The 17,651-nt window shown below is 72.1% G+C and carries 15 protein-coding genes; 8 read left to right on the top strand and 7 right to left on the bottom strand.

Annotation, left to right across the window (positions count from 1 at the left end; all coding sequences use genetic code 11):
* The first annotated feature begins 24 nt into the window (after nucleotides 1–24).
* The 6 genes from ACH34R_RS04570 to ACH34R_RS04545 all read left to right on the top strand — a co-directional run bounded on the left by ACH34R_RS04570 (nucleotide 25) and on the right by ACH34R_RS04545 (nucleotide 6,162).
* The gene (locus ACH34R_RS04570; RefSeq protein WP_397560015.1) at nucleotides 25–921 is read left to right on the top strand and encodes a hypothetical protein; all 897 of its coding nucleotides are present in this window, start codon (nucleotides 25–27) and stop codon (nucleotides 919–921) included.
* Between the two features lie 2 nt (nucleotides 922–923).
* Entirely contained in the window at nucleotides 924–2,369 is a 1,446-nt protein-coding gene (locus ACH34R_RS04565; RefSeq protein ID WP_397560014.1) for a peptidoglycan-binding protein, read from the top strand.
* Complete coding sequence (locus ACH34R_RS04560; protein ID WP_397560013.1) at nucleotides 2,362–3,060, top strand: ABC transporter ATP-binding protein; 699 nt, start codon at nucleotides 2,362–2,364, stop codon at nucleotides 3,058–3,060. The genes ACH34R_RS04565 and ACH34R_RS04560 overlap by 8 nt, the downstream gene beginning before the upstream one ends.
* Nucleotides 3,061–4,239 carry an ABC transporter permease gene (locus ACH34R_RS04555; protein WP_397560012.1) on the top strand — a complete coding sequence of 393 codons (1,179 nt, stop codon included), beginning with the start codon at nucleotides 3,061–3,063 and terminating at the stop codon, nucleotides 4,237–4,239.
* A gap of 83 nt (nucleotides 4,240–4,322) precedes the next feature.
* A complete protein-coding gene (locus ACH34R_RS04550; protein WP_397560011.1) occupies nucleotides 4,323–5,144 on the top strand; it encodes an NmrA family NAD(P)-binding protein in 822 nt (273 codons plus the stop codon).
* Nucleotides 5,145–5,214: 70 nt separating this feature from the next.
* Nucleotides 5,215–6,162 (top strand): hypothetical protein, encoded by a 948-nt coding sequence (locus tag ACH34R_RS04545; RefSeq protein WP_397560010.1) that lies wholly within the window; start codon nucleotides 5,215–5,217, stop codon nucleotides 6,160–6,162.
* Here ACH34R_RS04545 and ACH34R_RS04540 read toward each other — a convergent pair.
* The gene (locus tag ACH34R_RS04540; RefSeq protein WP_397560009.1) at nucleotides 6,138–6,437 is read right to left on the bottom strand and encodes a helix-turn-helix transcriptional regulator; all 300 of its coding nucleotides are present in this window, start codon (nucleotides 6,435–6,437) and stop codon (nucleotides 6,138–6,140) included. The two genes, ACH34R_RS04545 and ACH34R_RS04540, sit on opposite strands and share 25 nt — an antisense overlap.
* Nucleotides 6,438–6,577: 140 nt before the next feature.
* On the opposite strand from ACH34R_RS04540, the gene ACH34R_RS04535 reads away from it, so the two are divergent.
* Entirely contained in the window at nucleotides 6,578–7,630 is a 1,053-nt protein-coding gene (locus ACH34R_RS04535; protein ID WP_397560008.1) for a hypothetical protein, read from the top strand.
* Nucleotides 7,627–8,313 carry a hypothetical protein gene (locus tag ACH34R_RS04530; RefSeq protein ID WP_397560007.1) on the top strand — a complete coding sequence of 229 codons (687 nt, stop codon included), beginning with the start codon at nucleotides 7,627–7,629 and terminating at the stop codon, nucleotides 8,311–8,313. Before ACH34R_RS04535 ends, ACH34R_RS04530 begins: the two co-directional genes overlap by 4 nt.
* Nucleotides 8,314–8,346: 33 nt before the next feature.
* Here the strand turns inward: ACH34R_RS04530 and ACH34R_RS04525 are convergent, their stop codons facing one another.
* The 6 genes from ACH34R_RS04525 to ACH34R_RS04500 all read right to left on the bottom strand — a co-directional run bounded on the left by ACH34R_RS04525 (nucleotide 8,347) and on the right by ACH34R_RS04500 (nucleotide 17,271).
* Nucleotides 8,347–9,954: a PQQ-binding-like beta-propeller repeat protein gene (locus ACH34R_RS04525; protein ID WP_397560006.1), complete on the bottom strand. Its 1,608-nt coding sequence runs from the start codon at nucleotides 9,952–9,954 to the stop codon at nucleotides 8,347–8,349.
* Nucleotides 9,951–11,564 (bottom strand): carboxylesterase/lipase family protein, encoded by a 1,614-nt coding sequence (locus ACH34R_RS04520; RefSeq protein WP_397560005.1) that lies wholly within the window; start codon nucleotides 11,562–11,564, stop codon nucleotides 9,951–9,953. Before ACH34R_RS04520 ends, ACH34R_RS04525 begins: the two co-directional genes overlap by 4 nt.
* Before the next feature lie 128 nt (nucleotides 11,565–11,692).
* The gene (locus ACH34R_RS04515; protein ID WP_146607754.1) at nucleotides 11,693–12,211 is read right to left on the bottom strand and encodes a hypothetical protein; all 519 of its coding nucleotides are present in this window, start codon (nucleotides 12,209–12,211) and stop codon (nucleotides 11,693–11,695) included.
* Nucleotides 12,212–12,274: 63 nt separating this feature from the next.
* Nucleotides 12,275–13,330, bottom strand: coding sequence for a hypothetical protein (locus ACH34R_RS04510; RefSeq protein ID WP_397560004.1), 1,056 nt, complete (start codon nucleotides 13,328–13,330; stop codon nucleotides 12,275–12,277).
* Between the two features lie 31 nt (nucleotides 13,331–13,361).
* Nucleotides 13,362–13,637 carry a hypothetical protein gene (locus ACH34R_RS04505; protein ID WP_397560003.1) on the bottom strand — a complete coding sequence of 92 codons (276 nt, stop codon included), beginning with the start codon at nucleotides 13,635–13,637 and terminating at the stop codon, nucleotides 13,362–13,364.
* Nucleotides 13,570–17,271 carry a hypothetical protein gene (locus ACH34R_RS04500; protein ID WP_397560002.1) on the bottom strand — a complete coding sequence of 1,234 codons (3,702 nt, stop codon included), beginning with the start codon at nucleotides 17,269–17,271 and terminating at the stop codon, nucleotides 13,570–13,572. The genes ACH34R_RS04505 and ACH34R_RS04500 overlap by 68 nt, the downstream gene beginning before the upstream one ends.
* Nucleotides 17,272–17,651: the final 380 nt, after the last annotated feature.

Raw genomic sequence — 17,651 nt, 5'->3', positions numbered from 1 at the left:
TTTTGCCCGACATTGAGGTGGACCATGCCCAAATCCATTCGTGCGGCCTGCGCCGCCGTACCGCTGGCGCTGCTGGCCGCGTGCGGCTCCGCCGCGACGCCGACCGCCGCGTCCCCCGCGGCCACCGGCTCGGAGACCAAGCGGAAGATCGAGAACATCATCGCCGACTGCATGAAGGGGCGCGGCTTCCAGTACGTGCCCTTCGTGGCCCCGCCGTTGCAGCCGACCAGTGAGGCGGCGGGCAAGGCGCTGACCGGCGACCACGCCGCGATGCTCGCGCACCGGCAGAAGCAGGGGTACGGGGTGTTCGCGATCTACGTCTACCCCCAGGAACTCGGCAACCCCATGGTCGAGCCGGACGAGACCGCCAAGCCGAAGGTCGTCAATCCGAACCACAAGTTCATCGCGTCGTTGTCCAAGAGCCAGTACGCCGCCTACCGGGAGGCGGAGGACCGGTGTTACGCCGACACGATCAAGCAGGTCACCGGGAAGCGGATCGAGGGCCGGTTCGACCACTTCGAGCAGGCCGAGGAGACCGCCCAGCGAACGGCCGAACAGGAACTCGACGGCGACGCCGAACTGGTCGAACTGGCCGCCGCCACCGCGTCCTGCCTGAAGGCCAAGGGGTACTCCGTGCCGTCCACCAAGCCGACCGCCATCGCCTCCCGGGGCAGGGAACGGTTCGAGGCGGTGAAGCGCCCGATGGGCGAGAAGATCCCCGACGACGTCGCCGAGGGGCTCGGCACCAAGAAGGTCGAGCGCTACGAACCGAACCTCACGGTCGAGCAGGCCCGCCCCTACCTGGACAGGGAGGTCAAGGACGCGCTCGACGACCTCGCCTGCGGCAAGGACTTCTACGCCGCCTTCCTGCCCGCCCAGCGGGAGATCGAGCAGCGTGTCCACCGGGACTTCGGGCTGTAACGGTGACGGTGAAATCCCCGCGCCGGCTACTCGCCGGGATCGTCGGCGGGGTGGTCCTGATCGCGGGCGCCGGGTGGATCGTGGGCGGCTCGCTGCGCTCCCCCGCCGACGAGGCCGCGCTGCGCGAACCGCCCCGGCCCTCACTGGTCACCGCCCCGGTACGCAGACAGAAGCTCACCAGCGCGGTGGCGCTCAACGGCACCCTGGAGTACGGCTCGCCGCTGACGATCACCCTGGCGGGAGCGGTCGGCCCGGCGACCGAGGGCGCGGCCCCCCAGCGCGTCACGCGGGCGCCGCGCCCGGGCCGGATCGTTGCGGGCAGGCCGCTCATGGAGGTGAACGGCCGCCCGGTCTTCGCCCTGGCCGGGAAGGTGCCGATGCACCGCACGATCGCGCCCGGCACCCGGGGGGCCGACGTGCGGCAGTTGCAGCGGGCGCTGCGCCGCCTCCGGTTCGGCGCGCCCCGCTCGGGCGTGTTCGACGCCGGGACGGCGGCGGCGGTCCAGCGGTGGTACCGCGCGCGGGGGTACCGCGCCCAGGAGCCCGGCCTGGACGCCCGGCAGGCGCTCGGCGAGCTGCGCGCGGCGGTGCAGACCGCCGAGGAGACGCTGGCGGCCGACCGGGCCGCGCTGCGCAAGGCCGAGGACGTCGGCTCGCTGCGCAAACGGCTGGCCAACGCGCGCGCCGACCTGCGCGCGGCGCGGAAGGCCGGGGACGGCAAGGCGATCCGGACCGCGGAGGAGGCGGTGCTGGCGGCCGAGGAGGCGTTGCGCGACGCCCGGCGTACCGGGCCGCTCCGGCTCAAGATCACCAACGGCCGGGACAAACTGGCCAGGGCCCGGGCGAACCTGCTGGAGTACCAGGCGGCGTACGGGATCAGCATCCCGCCCGGCGAGATCGTGTTCCTGCCCGAGCTGCCCGCCAGGCTGACCAAGACCGCGCTGCGAGCGGGCGAACCGGTCGCGGCCACGGTCGGCACGGTGACCGGCACGGCCATGGTGATCAACGGTTCGGTGGACGACCAGGAGGCCGGACTGCTGCGCGAGGGCCTGCCCGCCGTCATCGAGACCGGCGCGGGCAAGACGCACCCGGCGCGGCTCACCGCGATGGGCGCGGACGCCCGCGTCCCGACCGAGAAGAGCGACGAACAGGCCGACCCGGGCAGCGTCCCGGTGCGGATCACACCGGCCGGCACGGCGAAACTGCGCGAGCAGGCGGGGGCCGCGGTGACGGTCCGGATCACGGTGGGCGAGACCGAGGGCGAGGTGCTGACCGTGCCGGTGGCCGCGGTGATCACGGCGGCGGACGGCAGGCCGCGCGTCCAGGTGGAGTACGCGACCGACCGCACCCGCGCGGTGGAGGTGCGCACCGGGCTCACCGCCGACGGCCGGGTCCAGGTCAGCGGGGCGATCAAGGAGGGCGACCGGGTCGTGATCGGCAATGGCTGAGCCCGGGGCCGCCGAGCCGGTGATCCGGCTCGTGGACGTGGACCGGGTCTTCCCGGCCGAGCCGCCGGTACACGCGTTGCGCGGCGCGTCGCTGCGGGTCGCGGCGGGCGACTACGTGGCGGTGATCGGTCCTTCGGGGTCGGGCAAGTCCACCCTGCTCAACACGCTGGGGCTGCTGGATCGGCCCACGTCGGGACGGTACCTGCTGGACGGCATCGACACGACCACACTGCCCGACGGCGAGCGCACCCGGCTGCGCGGCGGGCGGATCGGGTTCGTCTTCCAGTCCTTCCACCTGCTCCAGCACCGGCCGGTACTGGAGAACGTCATGCTGGCCGAGGTCTACCGGCAACCGCCCACCGGCCTGCGCAAGGGGCGGCGGGCGCGTGCCGTACAGGCCCTGGAACGGGTCGGCATGGGGCACCGCGCGGAATTCCCGCCGAACCGGCTGTCCGGCGGCGAACGCCAGCGCGTCGCCGTCGCCCGCGCGCTGCTCGGCCGCCCGTCGCTGCTGCTGTGCGACGAGCCCACCGGCAACCTGGACGGCCACAACACCACGCTGCTCCTGGACCTGTTCGACGAGCTGCGCGAACAGGGGCTCACCATCGTGGTCATCACCCACGAGGACGAGGTCAGCTCCCGCGCCGGGCGCAGGGTGCGGATCATCGACGGCCTGCTGAGGGAGGAATGAGTGGACCCGCGCGACCTTTGGGCCGAGGCGGTGGCCGGGGTGCTCGCCCGGCCGCTGCGCACGGCCCTTACCACCCTCGGCACCGTGCTCGGCATCGCCACCCTGGTGATCACGCTGGGCGTGGCCGCCACGGCGGGCAACCGGATCGTCGGCCGGTTCGACGAGCTGACCGCGACGGCCATCACCGTGGAGGTGCCGCAGACCGAGGACGGCCCGCTGGTCGGCTGGGACGCCCCGGCCGAGCTGACCCGGCTGCGCGGAGTCGCCTCGGCCGCCGCCGTCGCGCAGAACGAAGGGGACACCGACCTGACCGTCACCGCCAACCGGCTGGTGGACCCGACCAGGGTCACCGGCCGCAACCTCGCCGTGGTCGCCGCGACGGTGGACCTCCCGGCCGCCGTGCGCGGGCGCGTCTCCGCGGGCCGCTTCTACGACGAGGGCCACGTACGGCGGGGCGACCGTGTCGTGGTGCTCGGCGCGGACGCCGCCCGCATGCTCGGCGTGTCCCGGCTGGCCGACGGCCCCGCCGTGTTCATCGGCGAGCGCGCTTACAGCGTCATCGGCATCCTGTCCGGCCTCGGCCGCGACCAGGCGCTGTCCACGGCGGTGATCGTGCCGCCCGGCATCGGGGCCGACTTCGGGCTCAAGGACGTCACCCGCGTCCTGGTCAACACCCGCCTGGGCGCGGCCGAGCTGATCGCGGGGCAGCTCCCCCGGGCGCTCAGCCCGGCCAGGAGCGGCGAGCTGCACGTGATCACCCCGCCCAGCCCCACCCGGGCCAGGGACGCCGTCGAGGGCGACGTCAACGGGCTGTTCCTGATCCTGGGCCTGGTGTCGCTGGTGGTGGGCGCGGTCGGCATCGCCAACGTCACGCTGGTCACGGTGCTCGAACGGACCTCCGAGATCGGCCTGCGCCGCGCGCTGGGGGCCGCCCGGCGGCACGTCGCGGCGCAGTTCCTGGTGGAGTCCACGCTCATCGGGCTGACCGGGGGCGTGATCGGGGCGAGCGTGGGCGTCGTCGCGGTGGTCGCGGTGGCCGCCGTACGGCAGTGGACACCGGTGCTCGACATCGCGCCGGTACTCGCCGCCCCGGCCGCCGGGGCCCTGGTCGGCCTGCTCGCCGGGCTCTACCCGGCGCTGCGCGCGGCCCGCATGGAACCGGTGGACGCCCTGCGCTGAGGGCCCGGACCGGCGGCGAGTGGCGGACATCAAGTGTCCTCCAGTGCTCATAACGTGCGGGTCCGAGAGAGAGGAGATTCCCCATGACGATTCTCGTGACGGGTGCGACCGGCAACGTCGGGCGGCCCCTGGTGGCCGAACTGCTCGCGGCCGGGCACCGGGTACGCGCGCTGACCAGGAACCCGGCCAAGGCCGATCTCCCGGCCGGGGCCGAGGTGGTGGCGGGCGACCTGGCCGGTGGTTCCGGGCTGGAGGCGGCCTTCGAGGGGGTCACCGCCGCGCACCTGATCTGTTTCGGTGGGGACGACTACGCGCCGCTCACCAACGGCGAGCAGATCGTGTCCACGGCGGTACGGGCGGGCGTGCGCAGGGTGACGGTGCTGAAGGGCGACGTGGACAAGAGCCCGCTGGAAGCGGCGATCGAGGCCGGCGGGCTGGAATGGACCTACCTCGCGCCGGTGGAGTTCATGTCCAACACGCTGGAGTGGGCGGCCTCCATCCGGGAGGAGGGGACGGTACGCGAGGGGTTCGCCGAGGCCAGGAGCGCGATGATCCACGACTCGGACATCGCCTCGGTGGCGGCGGTCGCGCTGACCGGGGACGGTCACGCCGGGCAGGAGTACTGGCTGACCGGGCCCGAGGCGCTGACCATGCCGGAGCGGGTGCGGGTGCTCGGTGAGGTGCTGGGGCGGGAGATCCGGTTCGTCGAGCTGAGCCGGGACGAGATGATCGCGCGCTGGCGCGCGGAAGGCTACGGCGACGGCGACATCGAGTTCTTCCTGACCGTGCGCACCGACCCGCCGATCACGGGCGACCTGGTGCTGCCGACCGTGGAGAAGGTCACCGGCCGCCCGGCGCGGACGTTCGCCCAGTGGGTCCGCGAGCACGCCGCCGTGTTCAACTGAGCTGAATCACCCCGGCGAGCGGGCGCGATCACCGCGCCCGCGTCCGCCGTCGCGGTTTAGGATCAGCGCCGTGAAATCACATATTCGCCTTGGCGGGTTCGCCATTTTCCTGGCGCTGCTGAATGCCGGGCCGGTGTCGGCGGAAACCGGCGGCGTCGTGCATATCGAACTTCCCGCGACCGGGGTCACCCTGCACGAAAGGCCGGACGACCGGTTACGCGTGACGTCGTACGAGCTGTACCACGGCGTCTATCTACGCGGCAAAGGAAGCGACGTCTTCACCAAAAGGACCCAGTACTACGGCTTGACGGTCTCGCCGCGCGGTGACCGGATCGCCGGCTTGTCGGAGGAATACGCGGCCGACGGACGCGACGAGGTCGTCCTGCTGGACCGCGGCACCTGGGCGGAAAAGCGCGTCAAAACCGTACGTGGGCCATGGATCACGGATTGGCTGCGCTGGTCGCCGGACGGCCGTTACCTCGTCGGCACCGAGCGCAAGAAACTGACCGACACCAAGTGGGCGGTCAGCGGCTTTTCCATCGTGGACCCGAAGAAGCTCACCTACCGCCAGGCCAAGGTGACCGACCCCAACCCCGAGGCATATTTCGAATGGACTCCCGGCGCCCGCAGCGTCATCTCCTGGCAGGACGGTGAGATCAAGGAATACTGGTTGGACGGCCGGCTACGGCGGTCGCTCAAGGTGGGAAACACCCCCAACGGCGAATACGCCTTCTCCCCCTCGGGCCGCAGGCTGCTCACCTGGTGCCCCTACGAGGACGACCCCGAGGTGTGCGTGGTGCGCTGGCCAGAGGGGAAGATCACCAAAAAGGTGAACTTCCCGGCCGAGTCCCTGCTCGGCTGGTGGGACGAGCGGCACTTCATCGCGGTGGCCGGAAAAGGCCGCGATTTCCAGGTGGTGGTCGCCGGGCTGGACGGAAAACCGGTGCGGGTGCTCGCCGACCTCGACGAGAAAGCCTGGAAAATAGCCAGCGTCTATCTTCTGTACACCCGCGCCTGACGATTCACCGACGGCCACGAATGGTCGGCGAACAACCGCGCGACCAGTTCGCCGCGCCCCGACACCTCCGCCTTGCCGTACACGGCCTTGAGGTGGTCGCGCACGGTGTGCGGGGAGATGAGCAGGCGTCCGGCGATCTCGGCGACGGTCAGCCCGCGCACCGCGCACTGGGTGATCTCAAGCTCGCGCGGGGTCAGACCGTACGCCTCGGCGATCATGGCCGCGAGGTCGGACGCGGCGGCGGGCTCGATGACCAGGGCCACCGCCGACGCCATGCTCACCCTGGCCCGCGACGAAAGTAGCGGGGCGCCCGCTACTTTGCGCTGAGCGCCGGGCACCGGGCGGCGACCTCGGTCACGCCGGAGGCGACCCGTGGCCGATCCGCCGCCGCCCCGCCCGTCCCTAGCGTCGGGGCATGCGAACCGACACCCCGCCGCCTCCGCGAACGGCGACGCGGCTGCCACCCGTGCTGGGCCTGCTGCTGCTCGCCCCGGTGTGCGCGGAGTACCTGGCCGGATACGACGACTCCACGGGAAACGTCACCGAACTGCTCGGCGGGCTGGTCGTCTTCGTCCCCCTGTACGGCTGCGCCGCGCTCATCATCCGCGAGACCGCCCGCCGCGCCGGACGGGGCCGGCCGGCCATGCTGCTGCTCGCGACGGCGTTCGGCGTGCTCCAGCCCGGCATGATCGACCAGGCGATGTTCAACCCGTCCTACCGGGACATCGACTACCTCGGCCCGATGCTGGAGGCGACCTATGTTCCCGCGCTGGGCCTCGGCGGTTACCTGTCGCTCGGCTGGGTGGCCGGGCATGTGATCTTCAGCGTCTGCGCGCCGATCGCCATCGTGGAGACGTTCGTCCCGGACCGCAGGGCCACGCCCTGGCTCGGGCTGCCCGGACTGGCGGTGGCGGTGGTCGCGTTCGGGCTCGCCGCCGCGTTCGTGGTCAAGTGGCACCTGGACACCGAGGGCTTCGTGCCCACCGCCGCGCAGCTCACGGGGGCCGGCGCGGTGGTCGTGGCACTGATCGTCGCGGCGTTCGCCACGGGCCGGCGGCCCGCCCCGCCGATCGGCCGCCCGGCGCCCGGCCCGTGGGTCGTCGGCGTGGTCGCGTTCGTGCTGCTGCTCGTGCCGGATCTCTTCGCTCTGGTCGTCGAGTGGGCCGGGCTCGATCCGGCGATGGCCATCGACTGGCGGGGCTTCGCGGTGCTCGCGGGACGGCTCGCCGTACTGCTCGCGCTGCTGTGGACGTGGTCGCGGCGGACCGGGTGGGGGGCGCACCACCGGCTGGCCGTGGCCGGTGGTGCGCTGCTGAGCACGAGCGTGACGGCGTTCGTCACCGAACCCATCGGCGATGTGACGGCCGCCGCTAAGCTGGGGCACAACATGTTCTTCCTGATCGGTGTCGTGCTGCTCATCGCGTCGGCGGGAGTCCGTGCTTCGCGGGCCGGGCGGGTGACGGTGTGACAGCGACCGTTGTCACCCTGCCGCCGGCGGAACAGGCCCTGGTCTGGGCCGGGTTCCCGGTGCTCGGCGCGGGCCTGGGCTGGGGGATCAAGGCCATCGCCGGGTGGGCGATCACGCTGCCGTGGGTCCCGTTCGACAAGCCGCTGGAGTTCATCGCGTCGCTGCCCGAGCCGCACGTCACGATCGGGGCGCTGGCCGTCGGGGGCGTCGCGGGCCTGGTACTGGCCTTCCTGGCGATCGCGGACCACGTGGTGATCACCGTGGACGACGACCGGGCGAGCCTCGTGTACGGCGACTCCCGCCAGGAGGTACGCCGGGCCGACGTCGGCGCGGCGTACCTGGACGGCAAGGCCGTGGTCCTGCTCGGCCACGCCACCGAGGAGATCGCCAGGTCGCGCGGCTCGCTGCCGTCCGCCGCCCGCATCCGGGACGCCTTCGTACGCCACGGCTACCCCTGGCACGCCGACGGCGACCCGCACCGCGAGGAGTTCCGGCGCTGGGTGGAGGACCACCCGGAGCTGTCCCCCACCGCCAACGCCCTGCTGCGGGCCAGGGCCCGTGCGCTGGAAAAGGATCGCGGCGACGACGCCGCGGAGCTTCGCACGGAACTGGCCCGCCTCGGTGTCGTGGTCCGCGACCGCGACAAGCGCCAGCACTGGCGGCGCGTCCCCGGCGACGATTGATCCGCCGCCGGGGGTCTTTTGAACAAGCGAGGATCAGCGCAGGCCGAAGGCCATGAACACCGCGCCGTGCGGGCTCGGGTACGGGAAGAACCCGGCGCCCGACTGCGTGTAGACCATGCCGTGCGAGATCACCGGGCCGCCGGTGCCCGCGACCTGCCCGCCGCGGCCGGTGAGCCCGTTCACGCCCACGACGTCCTGGATGGTGTCGTAGGTCCACAGCACCTGGCCGGTCTCGGCGGAGTACGCGCGCACCTTGCCGTCGGTGCTGCCCACCCACACCACTCCGGGGGTGGTGGACACGGCGGTGGAATGACCGGGCCTGCACAACTGCGGGAACTGCGACGCGCCGCCGGTCGTGCAGCCGTCGGCCGGGTTCGGCGTCTCCCACAGCAGGTGCCCGGTGGCCGGGTCGAGCGCGAACAGCGTGCCCGGGGAGGCCATGTACGTCGCGACGTAGAGCCGCTTGCCGTCATAGCTGGAACCCCACTGGACGCCCGTCAGGCCGCCGCCGGGCTGCGGCTTGGACAGCGACCGCTGCCAGACGATCTCACCGGTGCGGGCGTCGAGCACGTGGTAGACGCCGTTCTTCTGGCCGATCCCGACCAGCGCCCGCTTGCCGGCCCGGAACAGGTTCGGCGCGGCCCCGAGGTCGAAGTCCAGCGCGGTGCCGTCGGGGAAGTTGGGGCAGTACTCGCGGTCCTGGGGGGTGGGCAACGAGCACTCGATCCGCCAAGTGTCCACGTCGGTCATCTTGCGGGTCCAGCGGGGGCGTCCGGTGTCGGCGTTGATGGCCAGCACGGAGTCGTAGTGTCCGGCGCTGCCGGTGTAGTTCTGGCCGGTGCCGACGTAGACCGTACGGGTGATCGGGTCCACCGCCGGGCTGCTCCAGACCCCGGCGCCGGAGGGCGCGTAGCGGGTCTTGCCGTTCGGCCAGGTGCCGTCCGCCACCGGCGGGGGCGTGGTGTAGAACCGCCACACCAGCTTGCCGGAGTCGATGTCCAGGCCGTTGAGGTGGCCGCGGAACTGGCAGCACTCGTGGTCCTTGCCCATGATGTTCTCGCCGCTCGACACGCCGACGAACACCCTGCGGCCCAGGACGACCGGCGAACTGGTCACCAGCGCGGCCAGCTTGTCGTCCAGCCGGCGGGCCCAGGCCAGCTTGCCGGTGCGCTGGTCCACGGCGTAGAAGTAGCCGCGGCTGTCACCGAACAGCACCTTGCCCCTGGCCACCGCGGGGCCGTCCTGGACCTGCGGTGGCCAGCCGCCCTGGCCGACCGTGGCGAGGTCGAACTCCCACTTGGCCGCGCCGGTCTCGGCGTCCTTGGCGTACATCTTGCCCTCGGGCGAGCCGAAGTAGACCGTGTCGCCGACGACGGCGGCCTGGCTGCGCGGGGCGCCCGCGGCCTTCGGGTAGGCGAAGGCCCACTTGAGTTCCAGGCCGGCGACGTTGCCGGCGGTGATCTCGCGTTCGGCGGCGTTGTGCCGCCAGCCCCACGGGTTCTGCTGCCACATCGACCAGTCCCCGTGGTGCGGCCGGTCACCCCCGCCCGGCGCGGGGGTCGCGGTCGCGGGGCTGGCGGTCACCGCCAAACAGAGCGCGGCCAGCGCCGCAGCCGCGCGAATGAGTCGTCTGCCGGTCATCGTCTCTCCTCGCTCACGTACGGTGTGTGCTCATCCCAGAAGTCGCAGTTGTGCTGCCTGGCGATCTCGCGGGTGGCGACGCTGTCACCCGCCGGGGCCAGGGACATGACCGCCGGGTCCTTGATCGTGTAGCGGGGCCAGTACGGCGTGCCGTCCACGGTCGGGTCGCCGGTCCGGGCGAACCCCGTCCACTGCGCGACCAACTGGACGCCGAACGCCTGCTGGTTGGCCCCCTCGTTGGTCACCGGCCCGTACAGGAACGGGGCCTCGCTGATGTGGAAGCTGCCGTTCGGCTTGGTCCGGTCCAGGAAGAACAGCGGCGGGGCGTCGGTGTTGTCCACCTGGAAGGCGAACACCGGGATCCGCCTGGCCAGCCGCTCGTCGTTGCGCAGCGCCGGGCAGACCGAGTTGCTGTCGGCCACGATCGTGCGGGAGGCGATGAACGGCGCGGGCTCGGGATAGCGCTTGAGCGGATAGCGGGCCAGCACCTCGGGGGCGAGCGGGCCGTACTGGTCGCGGACCAGCTTCTCGTACTGCTCCGGCGTGTTGGCGGGCGGGATCTGCACCTCGTCACGGCCGACGCCGTGCATCACTGTGACCTTGTTGACCCTGCCCTTGGCGAACGCCAGCCCCGGTGAACTGGTCAGGATGCGGCCGTCCACGATGGGCGCGATCGTGCCGCGGTCCGGAGCCATGCCGTCCGACGACTGGTCCAGCAGCGCCTTGACCGGCTTGCCACGCAGGCAGGCCGCCGCCTCGGCCGGGGTGGCCTGGGCACAGCCGAGCGCGGTGGCGAAACGGTCACCGGTCTGCTGCGCCTCGGTCTGCGTGGGCAGTTCGGCCTTGCAGTCCTGCGGCTGCCAGACGGTGTTCGCGCCGCGCAGCGAGTTGTACTCACCGGCCTGCACGATCCCCTTGGCGAACAGCCCGCGCGCGGTGGGCGAGGCGACGTGCGCGCACACGCTCGACCCGCCGGCGCTGGCGCCGAAGATCGTGACGTTGCCCGGGTCGCCGCCGAACGCCGCGATGTTGCGCTGCACCCAGCGCAGCGCCTCCTGCTGGTCGCTCAGGGCGTAGTTGCCGGAGTTCGCGCCGAATCCTCGATGGGAGAGGAATCCGAACACGCCGAGCCGGTAACCCACCCCGACATGGATCACCTGCCCGGCGCGCGCCAGGTGGTCGCCCGGGCCGGGCGCGCCGAACCGGAAGCCGCCGCCGTGGAACTCCACCATCACGGCAAGCGGCTTGCTGTGCGCGTCAGCGGGGGCGACGATGTTGAGCTTGAGGCAGTCCTCGTTCTCCGAGCCCGCCCCGAGCAGCGGGGCCTGCGGGCAGGGGCTGCCTCGCTCGGTGGCCTGCAGTTCCCCTGGCCAGGGGGCGTGCCGTCGGGCGGGCGTCCAGCGAAGGTCGCCCACCGGGGGCGCGGCGTAAGGGACGCCGAGCCAGGATCGGACCCCCTGCCCCGCCGTACCGCACAACGTGCCGGTGTCGGTGACGACGGTCGTACCGGGGGCGCAGACGGGCGCGGCCACAGGGGCCGCTTCTGACGGTGACACGATGCCGAGCAACGCGATCGCAACAAGCGCGCTCAGCCATCTCCTGGGCCTCATGATGCGCTTCTCTCAGCAGGTCGAAGATCTTACGCATCGTGTCAAGGCGAGTCAGCCGAAGCAATGGCGATGGCCATAACTCTGTTTCTTAACCCCGGCGTCACTCCGCGCGGTTTTCCGTTAGACCGCTAGAAACGGTGCGGGCAGGGGTGTCCCTGGAAAAGCAGGCAGTTGGTGTCGTCAAGCCCGTCGGGGTCGAGCCCGCGCTGAACCTCCCCGCAGTACGGGTGGATCACCAACTCCCTTTCCCGGCCGCGCCAGCGCAGCCACCACCCCTGAAAGGTGCCCATCGCCTCATAGATGAACGTGACGTGCGGGCCCGGGTGATCGGCCGACATCCCGCACTCGTAGGCATGCTCCCTGGGCAGCTCACCCGACTCCATCAGGCGCTGCCACTCGGCATCCGTGATCACCGTGAAGAACGAGCACTCATTGCCCTCCGTCGGCCGCTGCAACGCCCCATTGGACCGGGCGATCACATGCCACAACGCGATCCGCGCACTCTGCGTGGCCTCATCCAAAAGCGTCACGTCCCCGTCATCGACGGGCACCCGGCCGAGCTGGTCGGCCAGCAGTCTCATGTGCGTGGTGAAGCGATGACAGGCTCGAACCAGATCGGTCACCGGACTGGTGTGCGCGGGAGGCATGCCAGCACGGTACGCCGCACGCCGTACTTTCTGTGGGTAATCCCAGGAATACGCTGAGTATTTTTACCCATCGACCGACCGCCACCGGGTGCCTTCCCGCACCCTGTCGTAGATCGCGCGCAGCCAGGGCTCCCGAACCTGCGGCGACCGCGCCAGCCTGTGCACGAACAGATCCTGGTCCGGCTCGAACCGCACCCACGGCGGACGCGGCGGCGGCTCGTCCCGCAGGACACCGTCCGGCATCCTCCCCGACGCGGGAACCGGCGGCCACCCGTCCCCGAACGCAAGACCGGCCCACACCCCGCCCGCCAACGGCACCGCCGTCCCCAACCGAACCCTCCACGCCCGCCCGGTCTGCGGATGCCGTGGCACCAACACGATGTCCGCCCTGCTCTCCCCCACCCCCGGCCCCACCACCCCAAGCACCTTCGCCACCCCCTTCCGCGGAAGCAGGAAATCCAGCCAAGGCTGAAAGAACCGAGCCGCCGGCCCATCAGCGACCCGCACCGGCCCACCCCCCGACGCCACGACCACACGCGCCAACGCCACCCCGGCAGCCGCCTCCCAGATCGGATTCCACCTCCCTGCCAGATCCACCGCCGGTTCGCACGGCAGGTCCTCCCAGCCCGCGATCACCGGAGCGGACTCCTCCTGGACGACCCGCCGTACCGCGCCCGGCTCCAGCCACACCACCTGCCAGTACGAGCAGTCGTCCACCCGCGTCGCCACCGCCCGCCCACACCCGGCGCAGGCCAGGTTCACGCCCTCCCCGCCGTGGTGGCCGCAGCAGTACCCGACGCACCGCGCGAGGATCGGCGCGGTCCACCGCACATCTCCCGGCGCGACCGCCACCCGCCCCGCCGGGCCGTACGAAAGCGATATGACCGGCGCGTACACCCCACGAGCGGCGGCCTCCTCCGCCCCGACCTCATCCCACATCCGCCACGGCGGTCCTTGAGGCTCGGGGTCCACCGCGTACGTCCCCGGTTCCAGGAGCGCCGGCATCAGCACCCACTGGTAGAACTGATGCGCATGGTCGGGCAGGGCGACCCGCGACACCGGCGCGGTCAACTCCGCACCGCACCCCGCACACGCGAACACGACCATCCGCCCCGCCACCGGGCGATCATAAACCCCGCCGCCCCGAGCCTCACCGCTCGTAGATGACCTGGTCGCCACCGATCTGGACGACCTGCCCGTTCCCGAACACCACGGCGTCCATCCGGGCGCCGTTGGCCCGGTCGCCGGGCCGGCGGTCTCCGGCGGCACCGCCGCCCACCGCGACCGGGCGATCAACCGCGACCGGGCGATCACCAGAGCCCGGAACGCCGGGCCCGGCATGGGCGTCGCGAGCGTCGTCAGGGCCGGCGACCCGCCCGTACACCGCCACCCCGAGCCCGAGCATCGCGACGAACGACCCGAGCACGCTGGCCAGTTGATCCGCCTCCTTCAGTCCCACGCGGGCGAAGTACACGGCCAGCCCGATCATGGCCCCCACCGCGATGGCGGCCCCACCCCGGGCCAGCGTGCGTCTGCGCACGACGAACATCTGCGACCTCCGATAAGTCATCCAACGCGCTCTGTTCATGAGACCCCGCCGGTTCGGGGCAGACCCGCAGATAGGGCTGGTCCGGCAGATACCTGGCCCACTGAACAGGCGTGAGCGATCCGGCGGCGATCGCGCACACCTCGGGGAACGGGTCGGCGGGCAGCCGGACGTCGTGCAGCCGGACCGTCCCCTCCTCGTCACCGGCGGCCAGCGTGGCCCCGTCGGGAGTCCAGGCGACCGAGCGGACGATCCCGGCGTGCCCGGTCATGTCCGGACCGACCTGACGATGCGTGGCGACATCCCACAGCCGCACCGTCCCGTCCTCGCCACCACTCGCCAGCATGGCCCCGCCGGGATGCCAGACCACCGAACGGACGGCCCCGGTGTGCCCGGTCATGTCCGGACCGACCTGACGATGCGTGGCGACATCCCACACCCGGAGCGTGCCGTCCTCACTGCCGCTCGCCAGCATGGCCCCGTCAGGGCTGAACGCGACCGACCTGACGTCGCCCCGATGGCCGGTCAGCGGGACACCGCGCGGCCATCCGGTGGCCGCCCACCACAGCCGGATCGTCGCGTCGTCACCGCCGCCGGCCAGCAGCGCGCCGTCCGGGCTGTACGCCACGGCGTTGACGTCGTCGGTGTGGCCGTGCAGCAGGACACGCCGCGCCGAGGCCGGTCGCCACACACCGATGGCGCTCCCCTCGCCCGCGACGGCGACCGCGCCGCCGTCCGGACTGAACGCCAGGGCGCGGATCTGCCCCGCGTGCTCGGCGACGGTGACGCTCGGGCGCCGATCGGCGAGGTGCCACAGCCGTACCCGCCCGTCGTCGCCTCCGGAGGCCAGCGCGCCGCCGTCCGGACTGAAGGCCAGCGCAAGTGTGCGGCCGAGCCGCGCGGTCGGCGGCCCATCGAGGCGGCGGCGGGTGGCGAGCCGCCACAGCAGCGGTCTCCCGTCGTCTCCGGCGGCGGCGAGCACCGTCCCGCCGGGGTGGACGGCGACCGCTCTGACGTCGTCCGTGGCGCCCCGCAGTACGGCCTCGCGGGATCCGCCGATCTCCCACAGCCTGATCGTCCCGTCTTCGCTCGCGCTCGCCAGCGAGCGGCCGTCGGGGCTGAAGGCGACCGAGGTCAGGTCCTGGGTGTGACCTTCCAGTGTGACCCCGCGCCCGGTCTCGACATCCCACAGCCGGGCGGTGGTGTCACTGCCGGCGCTGGCCAGCGTGCGACCATCGGGGCTGAAGGCCAGCGATTGGACGTCTCCGGCATGGCCTTCCAGCGCGGCGCCGCGCCCGGTCGCCGCGTCCCGCAGGCGGATTTCCCCACCGTCTCCCGCGCGGGCCAGCGTGCTGTCGCCGGGCCTGAGCGCGAGCGCCTCGATCGACTCGTCGGTACCGCCGCCTTCGACCAGCACCTCGCCCGTACCGCTCGCGACGTCCCACCGCCGGACGGTGCCCGCCGCGTCCGCGCTCAGCAAACGTGCGCCGTTCGCGGAGAAGACAATGGAATTGATCTCAGTGGTGTGCCCGGCCAGCGCGTCCTCCCGCGAGGTCGTGATCCCCCGCAGCCGGATCACCCGGTCGTCCCCGGCGCTGGCCAGCATGCTGCCGTCCGGACTGAACGCGATGGTCTCCGCGTCCTGGGTGTGCCGGATCCACACGCCCAGCGGGCTGCGGGTGGTGACCCGCCACAGCCGGACCGTCCCGTCATCGCCCGCGCTGGCCAGCGCGCCGCCGTCCGGGCTGAACGCCACGGCGTTGACCATGCCGTCATGGCCCGTCATCGGGGCGCCCACCGGCCGTCGGTCGGACATCCGCCACAGCCGGACCGTGCCATCGCTTCCCCCGCCTGCTACCAAGGCGCCGTCCGGGCTGAACGCCACCGACGCCATGGCGCCCCCCTGGCCCGTCAGCACGTCCCGGGCTGACGACCAGGTGTGGAGCAGAACGTGGCGGGACTCGAGGCCCGGAGCGAGATGCCAGGCGGTCGCGGCCAGTCTCGCCGCGAGCCGCGGATCGACGTCGAGCAGGAGCTGGCTCTGCGCGGCCATCTGCCGCGACAGCGCCAGCGTCCGCTGACCGTTGGCGGTGGCCGCGTAGTGGGTGGCGACCACCGCGGCACCGCCGGTCAGAGCGACGAGGACCGCCAGAACGGTGACCACCGCGGTACGTCGCCGCGCGGCACGGCGTCGCAGCCGGACCGAAGCGGCCAGGAACGCCTGCGCGGTACGGCTGGCCTCGTCGGGCGCGGACCTCGCGGCCCAGGCGACGGCGGCCTCCAGGCGGCTGCCCCGATACAGTGCCGCGGGATCGCGCCGGTCGCGTTGCCACCCGGCCGCGGCCTCCTCCAGGTCCTGGTGGGTCAGCCGTCCGGCCCGGTCGTCATCCAGCCAGCGCCGCAGCCTGGGCCACTCACGGAGCAGCGCCTCGTGGCTGATCTCGACGATGTCGTGGTCGCGAGTGAGCATCCGGGCCTCGGTGAACGCGGTCACCACGACATCGACGGATTCGCCCGCCTGGGCCAGGTCGGCGGTCCGCACCCGCTGCCGAGTGTCGTGGGCGCCGTCACCGATCCTGACCAGCCGGAGGAACATCCACCGGGCGGCGCGTCGCCCGTCGTCGTCCAATTTCAGAAACGTCCCCTCCGCCGTGATGGCGACGGCGCCGCGGATCCCCCCGGTGTTCCGGTAACCCTGGACGGTCAGCGTCACGCCGTCGCCGCTCGACCAGGCGGCCCGCAGGGCATGCGCCAGCAGCGGAAGCCGTCCCGCCTCATACGCGCCTCCGGCGTCATGGTCACTGACGCCGAGATCGCTCAACAGGACCTCGACCAGCCCCGGCTCGACCTCCAGCCCGACATCCTGGGCGGGGCACAGGATCGCCTCGCGCACCTGCGCCGCCGACATCGCCCCGACCAGCAACGGATCGTCCCGCAACGCCGCGCGCAGCCGATCCACCGCCAGGCAGTCGGCGAAGAAGTCGGCCCGCAGCGCCACCACCACGAGCCCCACATGGTCCGTGGCCAGTTGGGAGAGCGCCGCGACGAACGCCGCCCGCCTCGACACGGCGCCACAGAGACTGAAAAGCTCCTCGAACTGATCGACAACCACCACGACCCGGTCAGGCGGCGATTCCCCATTCCCGCCGCCCTGTTCGGCCAACGCGCGAGCGAGCATCAGGGCACACGCACCAGGGTCGACCGACAACGCGGCGGCGACCGCCTCCGCATCCTCCCCGGTGAGCGAGCAGATCCCCCCGGCCAGCGCGGCCAGCGGATCAGCGGTCGGTGTCAGCACCATCACCGGCCAGCGCGCGGACCCCGGCAACGCCCCGGCACCCAGCCGAGGCAGCAGCCCGGCCCGCAGCAGGGACGACTTCCCTGCCCCCGAGGGCGCCACGACCATCTGGATCCCCCCGCTCACGATCCGCCGATCCAGCCGCCCCACCAGCTCAGCGACCAGGGCATCCCTGCCGAAGAACCACCGCGCCTCCGCCGCGTCGAACGCGGCCATCCCCGGATAGGGACACAAGCCACCCCCCACCCGAACCTGCGTACGCGGCCCCGGCCCCCGCCCGATGATGATCGTCTGGTTCCCGCGCACCTGAGTGAGCCGGCCGCTCCCAAAGACCACCCCGCGCTGCACCACCCCTCCCAGCGCCCGCGACCGCCCATCCAGCCAGGCGCGTAACATGGTAAACACGAAGCGTGATTATGCCAGGGAGCCACCCATCAGGCGTCCCCAAACCGAGACAGGGACAGCGGCCCAAGGCCCGCTCCAGGCCGACCTCACCACGGTCACGAAGCCGGATCGTAGCTCCGCCGTAAATGGACAGGCAGGTCACCAGCCGGCTTTCCAGGCAATGACAATAGTTCGACAGGCGATATATTCTG

Origin of the sequence: Spongiactinospora sp. 9N601 (genome assembly GCF_044326295.1) — a bacterium.
GTDB lineage: Bacteria > Actinomycetota > Actinomycetes > Streptosporangiales > Streptosporangiaceae > Spongiactinospora > Spongiactinospora gelatinilytica.
Note: the sequence above shows the minus strand (reverse complement) of the source record. Positions and strands in the feature narration are given on the sequence as shown.

Coding starts and splice junctions, on each gene's coding strand:
- ACH34R_RS04550 (WP_397560011.1), top strand. CDS start 4,323: ATGACGATTCTCGTGACGGGTGCGACCGGCAACGTCGGGCGGCCCCTG.
- ACH34R_RS04500 (WP_397560002.1), bottom strand. CDS start 17,271: ATGGCCGCGTTCGACGCGGCGGAGGCGCGGTGGTTCTTCGGCAGGGAT.
- ACH34R_RS04570 (WP_397560015.1), top strand. CDS start 25: ATGCCCAAATCCATTCGTGCGGCCTGCGCCGCCGTACCGCTGGCGCTG.
- ACH34R_RS04525 (WP_397560006.1), bottom strand. CDS start 9,954: ATGACCGGCAGACGACTCATTCGCGCGGCTGCGGCGCTGGCCGCGCTC.
- ACH34R_RS04535 (WP_397560008.1), top strand. CDS start 6,578: ATGCGAACCGACACCCCGCCGCCTCCGCGAACGGCGACGCGGCTGCCA.
- ACH34R_RS04520 (WP_397560005.1), bottom strand. CDS start 11,564: ATGAGGCCCAGGAGATGGCTGAGCGCGCTTGTTGCGATCGCGTTGCTC.
- ACH34R_RS04540 (WP_397560009.1), bottom strand. CDS start 6,437: ATGGCGTCGGCGGTGGCCCTGGTCATCGAGCCCGCCGCCGCGTCCGAC.
- ACH34R_RS04560 (WP_397560013.1), top strand. CDS start 2,362: ATGGCTGAGCCCGGGGCCGCCGAGCCGGTGATCCGGCTCGTGGACGTG.
- ACH34R_RS04515 (WP_146607754.1), bottom strand. CDS start 12,211: ATGCCTCCCGCGCACACCAGTCCGGTGACCGATCTGGTTCGAGCCTGT.